This is a genomic window from Legionella nautarum (genome assembly GCF_001467895.1).
GTDB lineage: Bacteria > Pseudomonadota > Gammaproteobacteria > Legionellales > Legionellaceae > Tatlockia > Tatlockia nautarum.
Map to the genome: position 1 here is coordinate 1 of NZ_LNYO01000023.1, position 18,274 is coordinate 18,274.

Here is an 18,274-nt window from a genome sequence, read left to right on the forward strand (position 1 = left end):
GCTATGGATGAAGGATTGCGTTTTGCAATTCGCGAAGGTGGCCGTACCGTTGGTGCTGGCGTTGTAGCTAAGATCATTGAATAAATGATCGGTGGTGTGAGGCTTGTAAGCTTCACACCTAAATATGTTTAGGCCAGTAGCTCAATTGGCAGAGCGGCGGTCTCCAAAACCGCAGGTTGGGGGTTCGATTCCCTCCTGGCCTGCCAACTACTAGATAACTATGAAAAATTCAAATAATTCCAAAATTAACTTTAAAGATATTTCGCTGTGGATTGGTGTGCTGCTGATCACAGGTTTAGCTTTTTTTGGGACTTACTATTATAATTTCTCAGGACCTGTAAAGGCTCTTATCTGGATTGGTTGGTTTGTATTAGTAGCAGCATTAGGATTTTTTACCACTCAAGGAAAACAAGTCTTTGGGTTCGCAAAAGAAGCAAAAATTGAATTGCAAAAAGTGGTTTGGCCAACACGCCAAGAAACCATTCAAACCACATCAATAGTTATGGCTATGGTTACAATTACTGGGTTTGTTCTCTGGGGAATCGATTCTGGTATGATGTGGATAATCGCTAAATTAACACGTTTAGGTTGATAATACGGTGGAAGAGCATAAAACTAAGCAATGGTACGTCGTTCACGCTTATTCTGGATATGAAAATTTTGTTATGCGTGAAATTAAATCCCGTGCAGAGCACCATCACTTAGAAGATAGAATTGGTGAGGTAGTAGTTCCATCTGAAGAAGTTGTAGAAATGCGCGCGGGGCAAAAACGGAAAAGTACTCGAAAATTTTTCCCGGGTTATGTGCTAGTAAATATGGTTATGGATGATGATACTTGGCATATGATACGTGCGATTCCTCGAGTGTTAGGTTTCATTGGTGGTACTAGTCAAACTCCAACACCAATATCCGATAAAGAAGCTCAAGCAATATTACAACGAGTTGAAGATGGGGTAACCAAACCAAAACCGAAAATCCTCTTCGAGCCAGGTGAAGTTGTCCGAGTTAAAGATGGTCCATTTGTGGACTTCAATGGTGTTGTTGAAGAAGTCAACTATGAGAAGAGTAGGCTTAGAGTAGCAGTACTTATTTTTGGCCGCTCAACACCTGTTGAACTTGAATTCAGTCAAGTTGAAAAGACTTAATAGTTTATGTGTAACCGGGGAGCTCCAGTAGTCCCTGGATTTATCTATTTGATAAATCCAATGACAAAAAAGCGATATAACCCATAAGGAGTAAATTATGGCTAAAAAAGTAGAAGCATATATAAAGCTACAAATTCCAGCTGGAAAAGCTAATCCAAGTCCACCTGTTGGGCCTGCATTGGGTCAGCGTGGTGTTAATATCATGGAATTCTGTAAAGCTTTTAATGCAGCGACACAAAATTTGGAACAAGGATTAGCTACACCAGTAGTTATTACTGTGTATTCTGATCGAAGTTTTACGTTTATTACTAAAACACCTCCAGCATCAGTTTTACTTAAGAAAGCTGCAGGCATTCAAAGTGGCAGTGGTACTCCCAATACGAAGAAAGTCGCTAAACTTACTCGTGCTCAACTTGAAGAAATCGCCAAAACTAAAGAACCTGATCTTACAGCAGGAAGTTTGGCGGCAGCAGTTCGCAGTATTGCAGGAACTGCAAGAAGTATGGGTATCGAGGTAGAAGATTTGGAATAAGGGGAGGTGTATCATGGCTAAGCTAAGTAAAAAGCAACAAAAAATTCGTGAGAAGGTTAAACCTAATCATTTATATAGCGCTACGGACGCTATAGCAATTTTGAAAGAATTTACTAGTTCAAAATTCAGAGAAAGTGTTGACATCGCTGTTAACCTTGGAGTTGATCCACGTAAATCAGACCAAGTGGTACGTACTTCCACCAATTTGCCAAAAGGAACTGGTAAAACCGTAAGGGTTGCAGTTTTTGCTCAAGGTGATAATGCAACTAAAGCTAAGAATGCTGGTGCGGATATAGTCGGCTTCGAAGACCTAGCTGAACAAATTAAAGCAGGGGAAATGAATTTTGACGTGGTGATTGCAACACCGGATGCTATGCGTATCGTTGGACAATTAGGTCAGATCTTAGGCCCACGTGGACTAATGCCTAACCCTAAAGTTGGTACAGTAACAACTAATGTTGAAGCAGCAGTATCTGATGCTAAATCAGGTCAAGTTCGTTATAGAACTGATAAAAATGGTATTATTCATTGTACTGTTGGTAAAGCAGATTTTGCTGCGGAAGATTTATTAGAAAATATTGCTGCTTTAATCGTTGATCTAAGAAAAGCAAAACCAGCATCATCAAAAGGTGTATATTTCAAGAAAATATCGTTATCAACAACTATGGGGCCTGGATTACCTATTGATATTGCTTCAATACCCGTGTAATATATATCGCCCTTTAAATCGCTTTCACGGCATAGACTTGGTTCGATGCCGTCGAAGACCGCAGGTGCTTTATGCTTAATACCCTGCGCAGACGGTGAACCGGCTCCGGGATCTCTCAGAGACGGCCACCATAACTGTCAAATCTTTATAGATTTGAACAACTTAGGAGGTCAGTAACGTGACGTTAACTTTAGCTGCAAAAAAAGCCGTTGTTGAAGAGGTAACAGCAGTTGCTTCTAAGGCTATTTCGGCAGTCGTTGCTGATTATCGTGGTTTAACTGTTAACCAAATGACTCAATTGAGAAGTGCTGCTCGTAAAGCTGGTGTTTATTTACGAGTTGTTCCTAACACATTGACTCGTAGAGCTTTTGAAGGCACTGATTTTGCCTGCTTGAGTGATAAGTTAGTAGGTCCTTTATTTATTGCGCTCTCTTTGGAAGCCCCCAGCGATGCCGCAAGAATGTTAAAAGACTTTACTAAGTCATTTGATAAGCTGGAAATCAAAGCGTTGTCTGTAAGTGGAAAGGCCTACGAAGCTGATCAACTTGAGGCAATTGCTAGCTTGCCAACACGTGATGAAGCATTAGCTAAGCTAATGTATGTGATGAAAGCGCCAGTTGAGAAATTTGTTCGTACTCTTGCAGAACCTCATGCCAAATTGGTAAGAACACTTGCTGCAATTAAGGACGCAAAAGAACAATAAACCACATAATCTTTATTTTAATTTTTAATCTAGGAGCTAGAAATGGCTGTATCTAAAAATGAGATCCTTGAGACAATTTCTAACATGACCGTTATGGAAGTGGTAGAACTTATCGAAGCAATGGAAGAAAAATTCAATGTATCAGCTGCCGCTGCTGCTGTTGCTGTTGCTGCACCTGCTGCTGGTGGAGCTGCTGCTGCAGAAGAAAAAACTGAATTTGACGTTGTAATGACAAGCTTTGGTGCCAACAAAGTTGGTGTTATTAAAGCAATTCGTGAAATTACTGGTTTAGGCTTAAAAGAAGCTAAAGACTTAGTAGAAGGTGCTCCTGCTTCTGTGAAAGAAGGTGTATCTAAAGACGAGGCTGCTGACATCAAGAAGAAACTTGAAGAAGCAGGCGCTGCTGTCGAAGTTAAGTAATACTGTTATTTGTATGTATAAAGACCCAGCCATGGCTACATGGCTGGGTTTATGTGTTTGATGTCATCAATAATTTTACAGAGGAATCACCATGGCAATTGCAGAAGCTAAACCTCATCAATACTCGCATGCTGAGAAAAAACGATTTCGCAAAAGCTTTGGTAGGCAAGCAGATAAAATGGAAATTCCAAATCTGCTTGAAATCCAGCTAAAATCATATCGAGATTTTTTACAAACAGATCCTAGAGGTAATGAACAGCAAAATACAGGTTTACATGCTGCGTTCTCATCTGTTTTCCCCATTGAAAGTTTTTCCGGTAACGCTAGACTCGAATATGTTAGCTATAAGCTAGGCGAACCAGCATTTGACGTCCGAGAGTGTAAATTACGCGGTTTAACATACTCTGCCCCTTTGCGCGTCAAAATTAGATTAGTTGTTTTTGATAAAGATGCTACTGGAGAACCTAAACCAATCAAAGATATCCGCGAACAAGATGTTTTCATGGGAGAAATTCCTCTGATGACTGATGTAGGTACCTTTGTTGTTAATGGTACGGAGCGCGTAGTTGTATCCCAGTTACACCGTTCTCCGGGTGTTATATTCGAACATGATCGGGGTAAAACACATTCTTCCGGTAAGCTGTTGTATTCGGCACGTATTATTCCTTACCGTGGTTCATGGTTAGATTTTGAATTTGATCCTAAAGATTGCGTATTTGTACGTATCGATCGCAGACGTAAACTTCCTGTGAGTATCCTATTAAGATCTTTAGGCTATGAGACTGAAGATATTCTTGCAGAATTTTTTGAATCGACAACTTGCCAATTAAGAAACGGTGAGTTTCATATTAATCTTGTTCCATCTCGTTTACGTGGTGAAATTGCTTCTTTTGACATTGTTGTTCCAGAAACAGGCGAATTAATCGTCGAACAAGGCCGTCGTATAACAGCTCGCCATATCAAGTTAATGGAAAAGAGCAATATGCAAGATCTCGTGGTGCCACATGATTATTTAATAGGTAAAATTTTAGCAAAACATATTATCAATACTGAAACGGGTGAAGTGCTTGCTCAAGCTAATGATGAAGTATCTGCAGAGTTGCTTGATCAGTTGGCTGCTAATGGCATCCTCAGTTTTGACATGATTTATACTAACGATTTAGATCATGGTTCTTATATTTCTGATACCTTAAAAATTGATCCTACAGCAAGCCAGCTCGAAGCTTTAGTTGAAATTTATCGGATGATGCGTCCTGGTGAACCGCCAACAAAAGAAGCCGCAGAAACTTTGTTTAAGAATCTTTTTTTTGCAGAAGACCGCTATGATTTATCTGCTGTCGGACGAATGAAATTTAATCGTCGAGTAGGCCGTAAAGAAGATACAGGTCCTGGTACATTGACTAAAGAAGATATTCTTGCCGTTATTAAAACACTTATCGATATCCGTAATGGTATCGGCATGGTTGATGATATCGATCACCTTGGTAACCGACGTGTTCGATCAGTAGGAGAAATGGCAGAAAACCAATTCCGAGTTGGTTTAGTAAGAGTGGAACGAGCTGTGAAAGAGCGTTTAAGTCTTGTCGAGTCAGAAAATTTGATGCCTCAAGATTTAATTAACGCTAAACCAGTTTCTGCAGCTGTAAAAGAATTTTTCGGCTCTAGCCAGTTATCACAGTTTATGGATCAGGTTAATCCACTCTCTGGAGTAACTCACAAACGCCGTGTTTCAGCACTTGGCCCCGGTGGTTTAACTCGCGAACGCGCTGGTTTTGAAGTGCGTGACGTTCATACTACCCACTACGGACGGGTTTGCCCAATTGAAACACCTGAAGGTCCAAACATCGGATTAATTAATTCCTTATCTGTTTATGCAAGAACAAACGATTATGGGTTTATTGAAACACCTTGTCGTAAAGTGATCGATGGAAGAGTAACCGACGAGATTGAATATCTTTCAGCCATTGAAGAAGTTGATCAATATATTGCGCAATCAAGTGTTGCTGTTGACGGAAAAGGCAAAATCCTTGCAGATCTAGTACCTTGCCGACATCAAAATGAGTTTTCGCTCACAACGCCGGATAAAATTAACTATATGGATGTGTCGCCAAAGCAAATCGTTTCGGTGGCAGCATCACTTATTCCATTCTTAGAGCATGATGATGCGAACCGTGCGTTAATGGGATCGAACATGCAGCGTCAGGCAGTGCCTACATTGCGTTCAGAAAAGCCCTTAGTAGGTACTGGAATGGAGCGCACTGTTGCTTCAGACTCAGCAGTTTCTGTTGTAGCAAAACGTGGAGGTATTATTGATTTAGTTGATGCTTCTCGTATCGTTGTACGTGTCAATGATGACGAAACGACTGCAGGAGAAACAGGGGTGGATATATATAACCTCACTAAATATTTCCGCTCAAACCAAGATACTTGTATTAATCAAAGACCAATTGTTTCCACTGGAGATCACATTCAACGTGGTGATGTTCTTGCGGATGGACCATGTACAGATATGGGAGAGCTGGCATTAGGGCAAAACTTGTTGGTTGCCTTCATGCCTTGGAACGGTTACAACTTTGAGGATTCCATTCTTATCTCAGAACGGATCGTACAAGAAGATAGATTTACTACAATTCATATTGAAGAATTAACTTGTATTGCTAGAGACACAAAATTAGGCACAGAAGAAATCACTGCGGATATTCCTAATGTCGGTGAATCAGCTTTGGCTAACTTGGATGAATCTGGCGTAGTTTATATTGGAGCCGAAGTATCTGCTGGTGATATTTTAGTTGGAAAAGTAACACCGAAAGGTGAAACTCAGCTTACTCCAGAAGAGAAATTGCTTAGAGCAATTTTTGGTGAAAAGGCCTCTGATGTTAAAGATTCTTCATTAAGAGTTCCGTCGGGAATGAATGGTACAGTTATCGATGTACAAGTATTTACCCGTGATGGCCTTGAAAAAGATGAGAGAGCTAAAAGTATTGAGGAAGAACATCTTGCTCGAGTAAGAAAAGATTTAATTGATGAACGTCGTATCCGTGAAGAAGATATCTATCATCGAGTACATAATCTTTTATTAAATAAAGCTGCTACTGGCGGCCCAAGCTCTATTAAACCAGGTACTAAAATATCGGATGCTTATCTAGAAAAAGTAGATAGAGAAAAATGGTTTGATATTCGTGTTGATGATGACGTAGTAAGTCAACAATTAGAGCAATTATCAAAGCAATTAGAATTGCTTGGTAAAGAAATGGAGAAGCGCTTTAACGATAGTCGCAAGAAGATTATTCAAGGTGATGATTTAGCACCTGGCGTGTTAAAGATTGTTAAAGTGTATCTTGCTGTTAAACGTAGAATTCAGCCTGGTGATAAAATGGCTGGACGTCACGGTAATAAAGGGGTTATTTCGATAGTTGTTCCAGTAGAAGATATGCCACACATGGAAGATGGTACGGCAGTAGACATCGTGCTGAATCCATTGGGTGTACCTTCGCGAATGAATATCGGACAGGTACTTGAAACTCATCTAGGCTTAGCAGCAAAAGGCTTAGGCCACAGAATAGCCGATCTTTTAGACAGCAAGCGTGAAATATCCGAAGTGAAAGCATTCCTTAAGAAAGTTTATAATCATGACGGACAAGAGCGCGTGAAACTAGAGAGTTTAGATGATAATGAGCTTATGATTTTGGCTAACAATCTACGTGCTGGTGTACCTATGGCTACGCCTGTTTTTGATGGTGCAAGTGAAGCTGAGATTAAGTCGATGCTGGAGTTGGCAGGTATGCGACCAGATGGGAAGACCATTCTGTATGATGGAAGAACTGGTAAGCAGTTTGATAATCCTGTAACTGTGGGGTACATGTATATGCTTAAACTGAATCACTTAGTTGATGATAAGATGCATGCCCGTTCCACCGGTTCTTACAGTTTAGTAACTCAACAACCGCTTGGTGGTAAAGCGCAGTTCGGTGGTCAGCGCTTCGGAGAGATGGAAGTGTGGGCTCTAGAAGCTTATGGTGCAGCCTATACGTTGCAGGAAATGTTAACGGTTAAATCAGATGATGTCGGAGGAAGAACAAAGATATACAAAAATATCGTTGATGGGGATCATCGTATGGATCCTGGTATGCCTGAATCTTTCAACGTATTGCTGAAAGAGATAAGAGCATTAGGTATTGATATCGAACTGGATCACGATTAACGTTCAGCGATTAATTTCTGACTAATTTTTTGGAGGCATAGACTTGGCTAATCTAAGCAACGACCCAATGAGAAAAGCGCCTATAATGAGTGATTTGCTGGGGATCCTCAAACAACAAGGTCAAAGTGAAGAATTTGATGCGATTAAAATCGCGCTCGCTTCACCTGATTTAATTCGTTCATGGTCTTATGGTGAAGTTAAAAAACCTGAAACTATTAACTATCGTACATTTAAACCAGAGCGTGATGGTTTATTCTGTGCTAAGACTTTTGGTCCTATCAAGGATTACGAGTGTTTGTGCGGAAAATATAAACGACTCAAACATCGCGGTGTAATTTGTGAAAAATGCGGTGTTGAACTCGCATTAGCAAAGGTACGTCGTGAACGTATGGGGCATATTGAGCTTGCAAGTCCTGTTGCTCATATTTGGTTTTTGAAATCCTTACCATCCCGTATCGGTTTACTACTCGATATGACTTTACGAGATATTGAGCGGGTGCTCTATTTCGAAGCTTTCGTAGTAGTTGATCCTGGCATGACTGAACTTGAGCGTGGACAACTGCTTAACGATGAAGTTTATCTAGACGCAATGGAACAATATGGAGATGAATTTGATGCGCGCATGGGTGCGGAAGCAATCCGTGATTTACTACGTCAAATAGATCTTGAAGAGGAAATCAAATCTTTACGTGAAGAATTACCGACAACTAATTCTGAAACCAAGATCAAGAAAATCACTAAGCGATTAAAGCTGCTTGAAGCGTTCTATGAGTCAGGTAACAAACCGGAATGGATGATTATGGATGTATTACCAGTTCTTCCACCGGATCTTCGCCCATTAGTACCACTTGATGGCGGACGATTTGCTACTTCAGACTTAAATGATCTTTATCGCCGTGTAATCAATCGGAATAACCGACTGAAAAGATTGCTTGATCTCAATGCGCCTGACATTATTGTGCGTAATGAGAAGCGCATGTTACAAGAGTCTGTTGATGCCTTACTCGATAACGGTCGTCGTGGTCGTGCAATTACGGGAACCAATAAGCGTCCGCTTAAATCACTTGCTGACATGATCAAAGGTAAGCAAGGTCGTTTTCGCCAAAACCTACTAGGTAAGCGCGTGGACTATTCAGGTCGTTCAGTTATTGTGGTCGGACCGACTCTCCGTTTACATCAATGTGGCTTGCCTAAGAAAATGGCTTTAGAGCTATTTAAGCCTTTTATTTTCAGTAAACTTGAATTTAGAGGTCTTGCAACTACAATTAAAGCTGCTAAAAAGATGGTGGAACGAGAAGAGCCTGTTGTTTGGGATATTCTTGATGATGTAATCCGTGAACATCCTATTCTACTTAACCGTGCTCCTACTCTTCATAGACTAGGTATCCAAGCGTTTGAACCAGTATTAATCGAAGGAAAGGCAATTCAGTTGCACCCCTTAGTTTGTACTGCTTACAATGCGGACTTCGACGGCGACCAAATGGCCGTACACGTTCCATTAACTTTAGAGGCGCAATTGGAAGCTCGCTCGCTGATGATGTCGACAAACAACATTTTGTCACCTGCAAGTGGGGAACCAATTATTGTGCCAAGCCAAGACGTAGTATTAGGTCTTTATTACCTAACACGAGAAAGAGTCAATGCACTTGGGGAAGGAAAAATATTTGCTAGCCCACAAGAGGCTCAAAATTTTTATGAAGCAGGTTATGTTGATATTCATGCTAAAGTAAAAATTAGAATGCCAGTTGAAAATACCGATACTAACCGAGAATTTAAACTGGTTGAAACAACGGTTGGACGAGCAATACTTTCTGATATTTTACCGAAAGGAATGCCCTTTGCGTTGATCAATAGGGCAATGACTAAAAAGGCGATCTCTAAGGTAGTTGATACTTGTTATCGTAAATTCGGTTTAAAAGAAACAGTTATTTTCGCTGACCAGCTCATGTATACCGGATTCAAATATGCTACCCGCGCTGGAGCGTCAATTGGTATTGAAGATATGGAAATACCAGACGATAAGGCATCAATCATTGAGCAAGCTGATAATGAAGTACGCGAGATTGAATCACAATTCCGTTCAGGGTTAGTAACTAACGGTGAGCGTTACAATAAAGTTATTGATATCTGGTCTCGTACCAACGAGATGGTTGCAAAATCAATGATGAGCAAGATAGCAACTGAAGAAGTAGTAGGTCGAGATGGTAAAGTTTCTCGCCAAGAATCATTTAACCCTATCTTTATGATGGCGGATTCTGGTGCTCGGGGTTCTGCAGCACAGATTCGACAGCTCGCAGGAATGCGGGGATTGATGGCTGCTCCAGACGGCTCCATTATTGAAACACCGATTACTGCAAACTTCCGAGAGGGACTTAACGTATTCCAATACTTTATTTCTACTCACGGTGCTCGTAAAGGTCTTGCTGATACTGCATTAAAGACAGCAAACTCAGGTTATTTGACACGTCGACTTGTTGATGTTGCTCAAGACGTGGTGATTACAGAAGATGATTGTGGTACTGAAAATGGTGTATTGATGCAACCTCTCATTGAGGGTGGAGACATCGTTGAGCCATTGCATGAACGCGTACTTGGGCGTGTGGTTGCCACTGATGTATATATTCCAAACCAAGAAGAGCCCGTCGTGACGGCAGGTACTTTATTGGATGAAGAATGGGTTGAAAAACTAGAGAAATATGGTGTCGATCAAGTATTAGTTCGCTCGCCAATTACCTGTGAAACTCGCTTCGGACTTTGTGCTGCTTGTTACGGCCGTGATTTAGCCCGTGGACATTTAGTCAATACTGGTGAGGCAGTTGGTATTATCGCTGCACAATCAATTGGCGAACCAGGTACACAGTTAACAATGCGTACCTTCCACATCGGTGGTGCGGCATCAAGAGCTACTGCTGCCAATAGCATCCAAATCAAAAATAAGGGTGTTATTCGCTTACATAACATCAAGACTGTAACTCATGAGAACAACAATCTAGTTGCAGTTTCTCGTTCAGGCGAAGTATCGATTGTTGATGATTTTGGCCGTGAGCGTGAGCGATACAAGCTGCCTTATGGTGCTGTATTGACCGTACATGATAATCAAGCTGCGGAAGCAGGCCAGGTTATCGCAACATGGGATCCACATACACATCCCGTTATTTCAGAAGTAAGCGGTAAATTAAAATTTGTTGACCTCATTGAAGGCTTAACAATGAATCGCCAAACGGATGAACTTACTGGATTAAGCAATATCGTTGTTACCGATGCTAAGCAGCGTAGTTCTGCAGGTAGAGATATGCGCCCAATGGTTAAATTAGTCTCTGATGAAGGTGATGATATTTACTTGGCTGGAACAAACGTCCCTGCACAATACTATTTGCCTGTGGATGCAATCATAAACTTTGAAGATGGTAGTGCAGTGGGTGTCGGTGACGTAATCGCTCGTATACCGCAGGAACGTTCTAAAACTCGTGATATTACCGGGGGTCTTCCAAGAGTTGCTGATTTATTTGAAGCGAGAAAACCAAAAGATGCTGCTGTTATGGCAGAAGTTTCAGGTTTGGTTAACTTTGGTAAAGAAACAAAAGGAAAGAGACGCTTAATCATTAGCGCTTCCGAGCATCAAGCACACGAAGAATTGATTCCAAAATGGCGTCATATTTCAGTCTTCGAAGGTGAGCATGTAGAACGGGGAGAAGTGATAGCTGATGGTCCGTTGAACCCGCATGACATTCTACGATTGCTTGGTGTTGGTGCACTAGCAAATTACATTGTGAACGAAGTACAGGACGTTTATCGATTACAGGGTGTGAAGATCAACGATAAGCACATCGAAACAATCGTACGTCAAATGCTCCGTAAACGTGTTATTACCTTTGCAGGTGATTCTAAGTTCCTCGTTGGAGAGCAAATCGAAGAAAGCGTGATGTTGCATGAAAATGACAAACTAATTGCGGAAGGTAAACAACCCGCAAACGGTACTCCTATTCTGCTTGGTATTACTAAAGCTTCGTTAGCTACTGAATCATTCATTTCTGCAGCATCGTTCCAGGAAACCACGCGTGTTCTTACGGAAGCGGCTGTAAGTGGCAAAATCGATGAATTACGTGGCTTAAAAGAAAATGTGATGGTTGGTCGATTAATTCCAGCGGGAACAGGATACGCTTATCATCAAAGTAGAAAAGCAAAACGTGCTAAAACAAGTGGTACTGAGCAAAATGCGCATACGGTTACAGCAAGTGATGTGGAGCATGCATTAAGTGAAGCACTTAATGCAGATAACCATGATCATTGATTGGATTCTAAGCTTCAGCAAGTTTGAACTTGACAAACTTGCTGGACCTATATAGAATCCGGCCTCCTTATGCATTCGAAAATAATACAAGTGAAAGTTCGGAGTTAAGAATAAATGGCTACTATTAATCAGTTAGTAAGAAAGCCTCGTGTGGACGCCAAGAAAAAATCTAACGTCCCCGCATTGGAATCCTGCCCACAAAGACGAGGTGTATGTACACGTGTGTACACAACAACCCCTAAAAAGCCTAACTCAGCTATGCGTAAGGTTGCCCGTGTGCGTCTAACAAATGGCTTCGAGGTATCATCATATATTGGTGGTGAAGGCCACAATCTGCAAGAGCACTCTGTAGTATTGATTCGTGGTGGTCGTGTTAAAGATTTACCTGGTGTGCGTTATCACACAGTAAGAGGAAGTTTAGATACTTCTGGAGTGAATGATCGTAAACAAGGTCGTTCTAAGTATGGTACTAAAAAACCTAAAGACAAGAAATAATCTGATTGTAGGAAATAGACATGCCAAGAAGAAGAGAAGTCCCCAAACGCGAGATTTTGCCTGATCCAAAACATCATAGCGAATTACTTGCTAAGTTTATTAACGTATTGATGGTCAGCGGAAAGAAATCCACAGCTGAAAAAATTATTTATGGCGCATTAGATGTATTAAACGATCGTGTCAAAAAATTAAAGAAAAATGAAGACGAATCTGGCGGCGAAGAAGGTGGTTCAGGAACCTCTAGTACTGTTCTACGCTATTTTGAACAAGCACTTGATAACGTCCGTCCTAGTGTGGAAGTACGCTCAAGAAGAGTTGGTGGTGCAACTTACCAAGTGCCAGTTGAAGTAAGAACCGACCGTAGTATTGCTTTAGGCATGCGTTGGATTGTTCAAGCGGCACGTTCACGTGGCGAGCAAGGTATGATGTTACGCCTAGCCGGCGAACTAATGGATGCCTTTGAAAGCAAAGGTTCAGCAGTTAAAAAGCGTGAAGATACCCATAAAATGGCAAAAGCTAACCAAGCATTTGCACATTTTAGATGGAATTAAAGAGCGAGGAACGTCGTGTCTACTCGATTAGAACTATACAGAAATATCGGCATTGCCGCACACGTTGATGCAGGAAAAACGACAACAACTGAGCGTGTTTTGTTCTATACGGGTGTGTCACACAAAATTGGTGAAGTACACGACGGTGCTGCAACAATGGATTGGATGGTTCAAGAGCAGGAACGCGGGATTACGATTACTTCAGCAGCGACAACCTGTTTTTGGCCAGGAATGGATAAAAACTTTGAGCTGCATCGTATCAATATTATTGATACGCCAGGTCACGTTGACTTTATGATCGAAGTAGAGCGTTCACTACGTGTACTAGATGGTGCAATCGTAGTTTTTGACTCTGTATCAGGTGTTGAGCCACAGTCAGAAACTGTCTGGAGGCAATCTGATAAATATGGTGTCCCACGAATTGTGTTCGTTAATAAAATGGATCGGATGGGTGCCAATTTCTTACGGGTAGTAACTCAAATTAAACAACGACTAGGATCAAATCCAGTTGTTCTTCAACTACCAATAGGTGCAGAAGAAACGTTTAAAGGTGTTATTGATCTCATCAAGATGAAAGCAATTCATTGGGATGAGGAATCCAAAGGAATGTCGTTCACTTATTCAGATGTTCCTGTAGACATGAAAGCTCAATGTGAAGAATATAGAGCACATATTATCGAAGCTGCAGCAGAAGCCTCTGAAGATCTGATGGAAAAATATCTAGAAGGCGAAGAATTTACTGAAGAAGAGATTAAGAAAGCTCTTCGAAAACGTACAATTAATAATGAGATTGTACCGGTATTTTGTGGTTCTGCATTTAAAAACAAAGGGGTACAAGCAGTTCTAGATGGTGTGATAGAATACCTGCCATCTCCTCTTGATATTCCTGCGATTCGTGGTATTGATGAAGATGGTGAGGAAATTCATCGTAAAACATCTTATGATGAGCCTTTCTCTGCTTTAGCATTTAAGATCGCAACTGATCCCTTTGTTGGTACACTGACCTATTTCCGAGTTTACTCAGGTGTGTTGAAGAGTGGAGATACAGTATACAACCCGGTTAAAGCAAAAAAAGAACGGATTGGTCGTTTACTGCAAATGCACGCCAATTCTCGAGAAGAGATTAAAGAAGTTAAAGCAGGTGATATCGCAGCGGCAGTTGGCTTAAAGACAGTCACTACTGGAGATACGCTTTGTGATGTTAATAAAATAGTAACACTAGAACGTATGGATTTCCCTGATCCTGTTATTGCAGTTGCAGTTGAGCCCAAGACTAAAGCAGATCAGGAAAAGATGGGAATAGCCTTAGGTAAACTAGCACAAGAGGATCCCTCATTCCGAGTTCATACTGATGAAGAATCAGGTCAAACAATTATTGAAGGTATGGGTGAATTACACCTGGAAATTATTGTTGACCGAATGAAGCGCGAATTTAACGTTGAAGCTAATGTCGGTAAACCACAAGTTGCTTATCGTGAAACGCTAAAACAGGCTGTCGAACAAGAAGGTAAATTTGTTCGTCAATCTGGCGGACGTGGTCAATACGGTCACGTTTGGCTCAAAATCGAACCTCAACAACCGGGTAGTGGTTATGAGTTCGTGAATGCGATTGTAGGAGGTGTTATTCCCAAAGAATATATCCCTGCAGTTGATAAAGGTGTACAAGAACAGATGCAAAATGGTGTTATCGCCGGTTATCCAGTAGTTGATGTCAAAGTGACGTTGTTTGATGGATCATTCCATGAGGTCGATTCCAGTGAAATGGCATTTAAGATAGCTGGTTCTCAATGCTTTAGGCAAGGTGCTCTAAAGGCAAAACCTGTATTGCTTGAACCAATTATGAGTGTTGAGGTTGTGACCCCAGAAGATTACATGGGTGATGTGATGGGTGATCTTAACCGTAGAAGAGGTTTGGTTCAGGGTATGGAAGATTCTCCTGCAGGTAAAATTGTGCGTGCAGAAGTTCCTCTTGCAGAAATGTTTGGCTATGCAACAGATCTTCGTTCAGCAACTCAAGGTCGTGCAACTTACTCTATGGAGTTTGCTAAATATGCAGAGGCACCAACAAACATCGCTGAAGCAATTATCAAGAAACAATAAATGTTAAAGAGGTTATAGAAATGGCGAAGGAAAAATTTGAGCGTAAGAAGCCACATGTGAACGTGGGTACGATTGGTCATGTGGATCATGGTAAGACGACGTTAACGGCAGCGATTACAACGATAATGGCGAAGAAATTCGGTGGAACAGCAAAGGCCTACGATCAGATTGATGCTGCCCCTGAGGAAAGAGAGCGCGGAATTACGATATCTACGGCCCACGTTGAGTATGAATCAGCGAACCGCCACTATGCTCATGTGGATTGCCCAGGCCATGCGGACTATGTAAAGAATATGATTACAGGTGCAGCGCAGATGGATGGAGCGATTTTAGTAGTATCGGCAGCCGATGGTCCGATGCCACAAACAAGGGAGCACATTCTTTTATCACGCCAAGTTGGTGTGCCCTACATTGTTGTGTTTTTGAACAAGGCGGACATGGTAGATGATGCAGAGCTATTAGAGCTAGTAGAAATGGAAGTAAGAGATCTGCTGAGCAGCTATGACTTTCCTGGTGATGATATACCAATTGTTGTTGGTTCAGCGTTAAAAGCATTGGAAGGCGAAGACAGTGATATCGGCGTAAAAGCGATAGAGAAGCTGGTAGAGACAATGGATTCCTACATTCCAGAACCAGTACGCAATATAGACAAGAGCTTCTTGTTACCGATCGAAGACGTATTCTCTATATCAGGGCGCGGAACAGTAGTAACAGGCCGTGTAGAAAGTGGAATAGTAAAAGTTGGAGAAGAAGTCGAGATAGTAGGAATACGGGATACACAGAAGACGACCTGCACAGGCGTTGAAATGTTCCGTAAATTGCTTGACGAAGGACGAGCTGGAGACAACGTAGGGGTATTATTACGTGGAACTAAGCGAGATGAAGTTGAGCGAGGACAAGTATTGGCTAAGCCTGGAACAATTAAGCCACATACTAAATTTGAAGCAGAAGTATACGTCTTGTCAAAAGATGAAGGTGGCCGTCATACCCCATTCTTTAATGGTTATAGACCCCAGTTTTACTTCAGAACGACAGATGTAACTGGTTCATGTGATTTACCAGAAGGCATAGAAATGGTAATGCCAGGTGATAACGTCAAGTTGATTGTTAACTTGCATTCACCTATTGCTATGGATGAAGGATTGCGTTTTGCAATTCGCGAAGGTGGCCGTACCGTTGGTGCTGGCGTTGTAGCTAAGATCATTGAGTAATAGAAATGAGTAACAATCAAAATATTAAAATACGTCTTAAATCGTTTGATCATCGTTTAATCGATTTATCAACTCGCGAGATTGTAGAGACAGCGAAACGTACAGGGGCTCAAATACGAGGTCCTATACCTTTGCCTATCCGAAAAGAGAAATTCACTGTGTTGATTTCCCCGCATGTTAATAAAGATGCGCGGGATCAATATGAATTACGTACCCATAAACGCCTAGTTGTTATAGTGCACCCTACCGAAAAAACAGTAGATGCGCTAATGAAGCTTGATTTGGCCGCTGGGGTAGATGTGCAGATTAGCCTTGATGACGAATAGTCCCATTTAGGCAGGGTTATTAACGAGGTGTTAAAAATGACGATTGGGTTATTAGGCCGAAAAATCGGTATGACACGCGTGTTTACAGAGGATGGAATTTCTATACCAGTATCTGTTGTAGAAGTTTTGCCTAATCGCGTGTCACAAATTAAAACTATTGATACAGATGGTTACGTTGCAGTGCAATTAACTGGCGGTAAAAAGAAATCGAGCCATGTAAATAAGCCTTTAACTGGCCATTTTGCAAAAGCACAAATCGACGCTGGTGATATGCTTTGCGAATTTCGTGTAGATTCAGTTGACGAGTTCAGTACAGGGCAAGTTATCTCTATAAATGATATATTTAATGAAGGACAATTTGTTGATGTTGCTGCAAACTCTAAAGGTAAGGGATTTGCTGGTACTGTAAAGCGATATAATTTTCGCACGCAAGACGCAACTCATGGTAATTCGAGATCACATCGAGTAGTTGGTTCTATCGGACAAAACCAAACTCCTGGCCGTGTATTTAAAGGTAAGAAAATGGCTGGCCATATGGGTAATGTTCGTTGCACTACCCAGACTCTTCAGCTAGTGCGCGTAGATAAAGAGCGAAATTTACTTTTAATTAAAGGTGCTATCCCAGGTCATCCTGGCGCAAGAGTTGAAGTAAGGCCCGCTGTTAAGAAAAGTCAAAGGGGCGAAGCATAATGGAACTTAAAACGATAGATACTAACGCTAAGTTAAAAGTAAATGAAGAAATCTTCGGATATAACTATAACGAAGGTTTGGTTCATCAAGCTGTAGTTGCATTCATGAATAATTCCCGTAGTGGAAACAGTGCGCAAAAAACACGTGCTGAAGTACGTGGTGGCGGAAGAAAACCTTGGCGTCAAAAAGGTACTGGTAGAGCTCGTGCAGGAACAATTCGTAGTCCGATTTGGCGTTCTGGTGGCGTAACTTTCGCATCAAAGAAAAGAGATTATAGCCAAAAACTTAATAAAAAAATGTACAAACGAGCATTGCGTAGTATAATCTCCGAGCTAAATCGTTCTGGTAACTTAATTGTTGTTAGTAATTTCCAATGTCAATCCCATAAGACAAAAGACTTTATCGCAAAAATGAAAGACCTGGATCTTCAAAACGCATTAATCGTTATGAACGAAGTTGGCGAACAAGAATATCTGGCTTCACGTAATTTAATCCAATTTGATATCTGCGATGTCAGTTGCTTAGATCCAGTTAGTTTACTTCGCTTTGAAAAGGTGCTTATGACTGAAGAAGCCATTAAAAACTTAGAGGAGCAGTTACAATGAATGCAGAACGTTTGTTAATGATACTGCGTGAACCCCATACCTCTGAAAAAACAACAGTTATGGCTGATAAGTTCAAACAGTTTACCTTTAAGGTATTAAAAACGGCTACTAAACAAGAGATTAAATTGGCTGTTGAACACATGTTTAATGTTAAAGTCAAAAACGTGTCAGTAATCAATGTCAAAGGGAAAACAAAACGTTTCAAACAAATGACTGGTAAAAGGTCTGATTGGAAAAAAGCTTTTGTTTCTTTACATGAGAATTATGACATCGACTTTACCGTGACTGAATAAGG

17 protein-coding genes and 1 tRNA gene are annotated in these 18,274 nt (G+C 41.1%); all 18 read left to right on the forward strand.

The features are described from left to right. A partial coding sequence (locus tag Lnau_RS16180; RefSeq protein ID WP_200754483.1) for an EF-Tu C-terminal domain-related protein occupies positions 1 to 84 on the forward strand: 84 nt, incomplete at its 5' end. A 46-nt stretch (positions 85 to 130) separates the two neighbouring features. Further along, positions 131 to 206, forward strand: a tRNA-Trp gene (locus tag Lnau_RS11225). 14 nt (positions 207 to 220) lie between these two features. Next, positions 221 to 592 (forward strand): preprotein translocase subunit SecE, encoded by a 372-nt coding sequence (gene secE, locus Lnau_RS11230; protein WP_058505246.1) that lies wholly within the window; start codon positions 221 to 223, stop codon positions 590 to 592. Between the two features lie 7 nt (positions 593 to 599). After that, positions 600 to 1,145 (forward strand): transcription termination/antitermination protein NusG, encoded by a 546-nt coding sequence (gene nusG / locus Lnau_RS11235; protein WP_058505247.1) that lies wholly within the window; start codon positions 600 to 602, stop codon positions 1,143 to 1,145. A gap of 97 nt (positions 1,146 to 1,242) precedes the next feature. After that, positions 1,243 to 1,677, forward strand: coding sequence for a 50S ribosomal protein L11 (rplK, locus tag Lnau_RS11240; RefSeq protein ID WP_058505248.1), 435 nt, complete (start codon positions 1,243 to 1,245; stop codon positions 1,675 to 1,677). 13 nt (positions 1,678 to 1,690) lie between these two features. Then, a complete protein-coding gene (rplA, locus tag Lnau_RS11245) occupies positions 1,691 to 2,386 on the forward strand; it encodes a 50S ribosomal protein L1 (protein ID WP_058505249.1) in 696 nt (231 codons plus the stop codon). Between the two features lie 178 nt (positions 2,387 to 2,564). Continuing rightward, the gene (gene rplJ / locus Lnau_RS11250) at positions 2,565 to 3,089 is read left to right on the forward strand and encodes a 50S ribosomal protein L10 (RefSeq protein ID WP_058505250.1); all 525 of its coding nucleotides are present in this window, start codon (positions 2,565 to 2,567) and stop codon (positions 3,087 to 3,089) included. Between the two features lie 42 nt (positions 3,090 to 3,131). Next, on the forward strand, positions 3,132 to 3,509 hold the full coding sequence (rplL, locus tag Lnau_RS11255) for a 50S ribosomal protein L7/L12 (RefSeq protein WP_058505251.1): 378 nt from the start codon (positions 3,132 to 3,134) through the stop codon (positions 3,507 to 3,509). A gap of 91 nt (positions 3,510 to 3,600) precedes the next feature. Then, on the forward strand, positions 3,601 to 7,710 hold the full coding sequence (gene rpoB / locus Lnau_RS11260; RefSeq protein WP_058505252.1) for a DNA-directed RNA polymerase subunit beta: 4,110 nt from the start codon (positions 3,601 to 3,603) through the stop codon (positions 7,708 to 7,710). Between the two features lie 85 nt (positions 7,711 to 7,795). After that, entirely contained in the window at positions 7,796 to 12,001 is a 4,206-nt protein-coding gene (rpoC, locus tag Lnau_RS11265) for a DNA-directed RNA polymerase subunit beta' (protein WP_058505357.1), read from the forward strand. Positions 12,002 to 12,115: 114 nt separating this feature from the next. Beyond that, entirely contained in the window at positions 12,116 to 12,496 is a 381-nt protein-coding gene (rpsL, locus tag Lnau_RS11270) for a 30S ribosomal protein S12 (RefSeq protein ID WP_058505253.1), read from the forward strand. Positions 12,497 to 12,516: 20 nt separating this feature from the next. After that, positions 12,517 to 13,047 carry a 30S ribosomal protein S7 gene (gene rpsG, locus Lnau_RS11275; RefSeq protein ID WP_058505254.1) on the forward strand — a complete coding sequence of 177 codons (531 nt, stop codon included), beginning with the start codon at positions 12,517 to 12,519 and terminating at the stop codon, positions 13,045 to 13,047. A gap of 15 nt (positions 13,048 to 13,062) precedes the next feature. Continuing rightward, the gene (gene fusA / locus Lnau_RS11280) at positions 13,063 to 15,147 is read left to right on the forward strand and encodes an elongation factor G (RefSeq protein WP_058505255.1); all 2,085 of its coding nucleotides are present in this window, start codon (positions 13,063 to 13,065) and stop codon (positions 15,145 to 15,147) included. 20 nt (positions 15,148 to 15,167) lie between these two features. Next, positions 15,168 to 16,358 (forward strand): elongation factor Tu, encoded by a 1,191-nt coding sequence (tuf, locus tag Lnau_RS11285; RefSeq protein WP_058505256.1) that lies wholly within the window; start codon positions 15,168 to 15,170, stop codon positions 16,356 to 16,358. Between the two features lie 5 nt (positions 16,359 to 16,363). Continuing rightward, a complete protein-coding gene (rpsJ, locus tag Lnau_RS11290; protein WP_043874522.1) occupies positions 16,364 to 16,684 on the forward strand; it encodes a 30S ribosomal protein S10 in 321 nt (106 codons plus the stop codon). Positions 16,685 to 16,720: 36 nt separating this feature from the next. Next, positions 16,721 to 17,374, forward strand: coding sequence for a 50S ribosomal protein L3 (gene rplC / locus Lnau_RS11295; RefSeq protein ID WP_058505257.1), 654 nt, complete (start codon positions 16,721 to 16,723; stop codon positions 17,372 to 17,374). Then, entirely contained in the window at positions 17,374 to 17,979 is a 606-nt protein-coding gene (gene rplD / locus Lnau_RS11300) for a 50S ribosomal protein L4 (protein WP_058505258.1), read from the forward strand. Before rplC ends, rplD begins: the two co-directional genes overlap by 1 nt. Next, on the forward strand, positions 17,976 to 18,272 hold the full coding sequence (rplW, locus tag Lnau_RS11305; protein WP_058505259.1) for a 50S ribosomal protein L23: 297 nt from the start codon (positions 17,976 to 17,978) through the stop codon (positions 18,270 to 18,272). The genes rplD and rplW overlap by 4 nt, the downstream gene beginning before the upstream one ends. Positions 18,273 to 18,274 lie beyond the last annotated feature (2 nt).

Bases quoted from the DNA above. Each gene is read 5' to 3' on its own strand.
- secE (WP_058505246.1), top strand. From the start codon at position 221: ATGAAAAATTCAAATAATTCCAAAATTAACTTTAAAGATATTTCGCTG.
- rplK (WP_058505248.1), top strand. From the start codon at position 1,243: ATGGCTAAAAAAGTAGAAGCATATATAAAGCTACAAATTCCAGCTGGA.
- rplA (WP_058505249.1), top strand. From the start codon at position 1,691: ATGGCTAAGCTAAGTAAAAAGCAACAAAAAATTCGTGAGAAGGTTAAA.
- rplL (WP_058505251.1), top strand. From the start codon at position 3,132: ATGGCTGTATCTAAAAATGAGATCCTTGAGACAATTTCTAACATGACC.
- rpoB (WP_058505252.1), top strand. From the start codon at position 3,601: ATGGCAATTGCAGAAGCTAAACCTCATCAATACTCGCATGCTGAGAAA.
- rpoC (WP_058505357.1), top strand. From the start codon at position 7,796: ATGAGTGATTTGCTGGGGATCCTCAAACAACAAGGTCAAAGTGAAGAA.
- rpsL (WP_058505253.1), top strand. From the start codon at position 12,116: ATGGCTACTATTAATCAGTTAGTAAGAAAGCCTCGTGTGGACGCCAAG.
- rpsG (WP_058505254.1), top strand. From the start codon at position 12,517: ATGCCAAGAAGAAGAGAAGTCCCCAAACGCGAGATTTTGCCTGATCCA.
- tuf (WP_058505256.1), top strand. From the start codon at position 15,168: ATGGCGAAGGAAAAATTTGAGCGTAAGAAGCCACATGTGAACGTGGGT.
- rpsJ (WP_043874522.1), top strand. From the start codon at position 16,364: ATGAGTAACAATCAAAATATTAAAATACGTCTTAAATCGTTTGATCAT.
- rplC (WP_058505257.1), top strand. From the start codon at position 16,721: ATGACGATTGGGTTATTAGGCCGAAAAATCGGTATGACACGCGTGTTT.
- rplD (WP_058505258.1), top strand. From the start codon at position 17,374: ATGGAACTTAAAACGATAGATACTAACGCTAAGTTAAAAGTAAATGAA.
- rplW (WP_058505259.1), top strand. From the start codon at position 17,976: ATGAATGCAGAACGTTTGTTAATGATACTGCGTGAACCCCATACCTCT.